At 69.2% G+C, this 3,606-nt stretch carries 3 protein-coding genes and 1 pseudogene; 1 reads left to right on the top strand and 3 read right to left on the bottom strand.

The window, feature by feature from the left end:
• From HMPREF0975_RS16075 to HMPREF0975_RS03905, 3 genes and pseudogenes are all read right to left on the bottom strand, one after another.
• Positions 1-258 (bottom strand): annotated as a pseudogene (locus tag HMPREF0975_RS16075) (bacteriocin biosynthesis protein); the annotation flags it as partial.
• Between the two features lies 1 nt (position 259).
• Complete coding sequence (locus tag HMPREF0975_RS03910) at positions 260-988, bottom strand: hypothetical protein (RefSeq protein WP_009232839.1); 729 nt, start codon at positions 986-988, stop codon at positions 260-262.
• Between the two features lie 66 nt (positions 989-1,054).
• Positions 1,055-2,410: a YcaO-like family protein gene (locus HMPREF0975_RS03905; RefSeq protein WP_009232838.1), complete on the bottom strand. Its 1,356-nt coding sequence runs from the start codon at positions 2,408-2,410 to the stop codon at positions 1,055-1,057.
• Positions 2,411-2,676: 266 nt separating this feature from the next.
• On the opposite strand from HMPREF0975_RS03905, the gene HMPREF0975_RS03900 reads away from it, so the two are divergent.
• Complete coding sequence (locus tag HMPREF0975_RS03900; protein ID WP_009232837.1) at positions 2,677-3,435, top strand: response regulator transcription factor; 759 nt, start codon at positions 2,677-2,679, stop codon at positions 3,433-3,435.
• Positions 3,436-3,606: the final 171 nt, after the last annotated feature.

The following is a 3,606-nucleotide window of genomic DNA, read 5'->3' as shown; positions in this document are numbered from 1 at the left end:
GGTGGCCTCGCCGATCTCATCGAGGGTGCGGGTTCCATCGCAGGCCTCGAGCAGGGACCCCATGTGCTCGCGGGCGAAGGCTCCGCCCAGGACCTGGCTCTTGCGGGCGCCGTCGACGATCCAGCCGCCCTCGTCGGGCCGGGCGCGCAGGCCGAGCCGAACCACGGGCTTGCGGGGGATGCGGAACTGCAGGTCGCGGCGAGCGGCGCGGCCGACGTCGCCGGCGCGCATGACAGAGCCTGTGGCGTCCCCGGCCATCTCAAGCCACCTCCCCTCGGCGTTCGGGCAGGAGGGCGGCAAGCGCGGGCAGACCATCGCGCCGGCCCTCGTAGCGGCCCGAGCAGATCTCGCAGCGGTCCACGGCCACGGTCCGCGAACAGGAGGTGAGGCCCGAGATGAGGTCGATGGTCCACACCTGGCCACCGATCTCCGGGGGCTCCCCGGTATCCGTGGTGCCGTCCTCGACGTCGTCGGCGCCGAGCGGGGCCTCCTCCTGGCGGTCGAGGGTCTGGAGGGCCAGCGAGATGAGCCCGGCGCCCATGAGCACGTGGTGGTAGGCGTATCCCTGCTCCAGCGGGCCGAGCTCGGCACTCGCCTCCGGGGGAAGCGGACGGTAGCCGTGCTGGCGTCGGCGCCGGTCGTAGCAGCGGTAGCAGGCGCTGCGGCCGGGGACCACGAGCGGTCCGCAGCGCAGCTCAGTGGGGAAGAGTTCCAGGCCGAGGGAGGGCATGCCCCTGGTGAAGGAAAGGGCGTCGAGGTCCTCGCGCAGGCCGGTCTGGTCGGGGTCGGCCACGAGAACAGCGCGGTCGGCGTAGGGGACGAAGGTGCTGACCAGCCCGTGGTCGACCGGCACGACGACGTCGTCCGGCCCGGCGAGCCGCCGCACGACGGCTCGTGCGAACCCGCCCTGGGGCAGGTAGGCCGTCACCGGCCCCGAGGGGGCCTGCGGTGCCGGCCGCGCGGCCGGTGGGGGCGTCGTCGTACTCATGGCGGGTCGGGGCTCCTGAGAGTTGGACGGAGGCGTCGGGGACGCTGTTGACATCGGGGACAGGACTCAGGCGAAGGGTTGGCGGACGGGGTTGATCCCCGCCTCGTCGTGGACGGTCAGGCCCATGGCCCGGGGGGCCTCGTAGAGGCGGGGCGTGGCCAGGTAGCGGGCGTGGTGGCTGAAGGAAAGGGGCATGGCTTCGGGGATGAGGGCCTTGATGACGTGCATGCCGACCTGGCGGGCCTCATCAGTGGTGATGTCGACGACGATCGCCTCGGCGCCGGCCCTTTCCAGGTTGGCGACGACCTGTTCGAGCGGGTCGGCACCGGTCGAGGGCGCCTCCAGGGTGCCGACCTCGTCCAGGGCGTGGACGGGGCGCTCGCCCTCGAGGAGGAAGTCGAAGACGTGGCGCATGGACAGGTCGGCGTCGGCCAGGGCGCCGCCGACCACTGTGAGGTCCTGGCCCTTGATCTCCTGAGCGCGCGGGCCGCGGGCGTGGCTGCGCAGGGCGATGCGCAGGGAGGCGAGCTCGCGGTGGATCTTGGCCAGTGCCCGCTGCGGGTCGACGTCGCAGGTGGCGGCGACCACCTGGGCCAGCTCGGGGTCGACCTGGGAGGTCTGGACGGCGTAGAGGGTGGGGACGCCGTAGTCGGTGGTGGCGTCGAACAGATGGGTCTCCAGCTCGGTGGAGGTGCCGACCCGGTGGTACTCGGCAGCTGTCTCACCCAGCGCGTCGGGGTTGACCGTGACCGCTGGCAGGCGCAGGCGCTGCAACCAGGTCAGGGCGATGGAGTCGCGCTCAATGACCTCGAGCAGGCCGCCCAGCACCGCCTCGCGCAGGTCGGAGTGCGCGGCGGTACCGGTGGAGATGGGGTTGACGAACTGCTCGGAGGGGGTGCGTACCGGGAAGTTGAGATAAGTCAGGACGGCTGGGACGAAGACCTCCCGGCCGCGGGTCAGAGACCAGCCGCGCACCCAGCGCATCGGGACGCGGGGGTCCGATGCGATGAGCCCGCAGTCGGGGTCCGCCAGCTCCGTGGCCGAGCACGCCGGCCAACGTTCCGGTCCGATCGCGGCTTCGCCGAGACCGGCGGGGGTGTCCCACACCAGCTCCTCCTCCGTCCATGAGCAGCTGGAGTAGCGTTCCATCGTCTCCACGATCGCGATGTGTCTGGCGCGATCGGCATCGATGGCCCCGCCGGCCCCGTCGAAGTTGCCCGCCTCGGCACGGTGATTCCAGCTGCGCTGTGACCTCAGCGCCTCAGATGGATCACCCAGAAGACCGGTCCAGATCGCGAAGACCGGCTCTCCGGCCGCCTGGGGCAGCTCGGTGGAACGGGAAACCAGGCCGAAGGGCGACTCAAGAGACGCAGCGCGAGCCAGTGATGGCGCCACGCCCTCAATGAGCGCAGAGCGATACACGGAGCCCTCCTTCCTGGGAACGACAGAGGAGGCACACTTGGGGGAAGTGCCGTCGGCGAAGAGCCTGCCCGAAGCCTTCGGGGCTTCACATCGGTCTTTGATCTACTACTTGTTCCGCTGTTTGGATAGGCCTACCCGTCCTTTCGTCGAAACGCATCTCGAGACGTTTACACGGCGGAGGCCTTTCTTCAGGTAGTTTGTTCCCTGTTCCCAGCAGACCGCGACCCCCACTTCCGCGACCTGCACACATCTGCCCAAGGAGACACATGTCTTCCCAGATTTCTCCCGAAAGAATCGGCCTCGCTCTGGTCGACGACGACGCGATGGCCCTGGCCCATCTCGAGTCCTATTTTTCTGACGTTGAGGACCTCACCGTCCTCACAGCGACGCGCTCGCCCCACGCCGTCCTGAGGTTTCTTCAGTCGCGTCAGGTCGACGTCCTCATCACCGATGTCCACATGGAGAGCATGGACGGCGTGGAAATGACCAGGGAGGTGATCCGCGTCTCACCGTCGACCAGGGTCATTCTGCTGACCACCGTCGATACCGACGAGGACCTCCTTCAAGGGTTGGGGGCGGGAGCCAGCGGCTTCCTGCTCAAGAGCGCCCCGGCCGAGGAGATCACCGCAGCAGTCCGCACAGTCCATTCCGGGGCGAAGGTCGTGGCCCCGACGCCGACGACGCGCCTCATCGACTACGCGCTAGCTTCCGTGCGCGGCGCGGATGGGAGCGTCCATCTGTCGGATCGGGAGCGCGACGTGCTCCACCTCCTGTGCGAAGGGGCCTCGAACCGCAAGATCGCCTCACTGCTGGCCATTGCCGAGGCGACGGTCAAGTCCCATATCACCGGCCTGTTCCACAAGACGGGCACGACCTCGCGTCTGGAGATCGTGGTGTGGGCCTTCAAGCACGGCTACGCCTCCAACAGCCCCTTCACGATCCCGGTCACCAGTGTCCCCAGCAGCCCGACCCCGGGCTCGAGCCCCAGTCCCTCAGAGGCCCGCAGCATCGGCCGTGAACACTGACGTCCTCTGTTCGCTCACCTCAGCGGGCCAGCATCCGTATGAGCGTGACGATGAGGATGAACAGGCCCCATCCAACTACCTTGCCCAGGCTCGTGCCGGAGCCCGAGGACGGCGCCGAGCCACCCGGCCGGCGCGAGACCCCGTATCGCCCCGCCGCCCCGTAGGAGGGAG

The sequence above is a fragment of the Actinomyces sp. oral taxon 849 str. F0330 genome (genome assembly GCF_000239715.1).
Classification (GTDB): Bacteria; Actinomycetota; Actinomycetes; order Actinomycetales; family Actinomycetaceae; genus Actinomyces; species Actinomyces johnsonii.
This window is presented reverse-complemented; position numbering and strand designations above follow the sequence as displayed.

What these genes read in the sequence shown, in the direction of transcription:
- HMPREF0975_RS03910 (WP_009232839.1), bottom strand. Translation starts at nt 988, where the DNA reads ATGAGTACGACGACGCCCCCACCGGCCGCGCGGCCGGCACCGCAGGCC.
- HMPREF0975_RS03900 (WP_009232837.1), top strand. Translation starts at nt 2,677, where the DNA reads ATGTCTTCCCAGATTTCTCCCGAAAGAATCGGCCTCGCTCTGGTCGAC.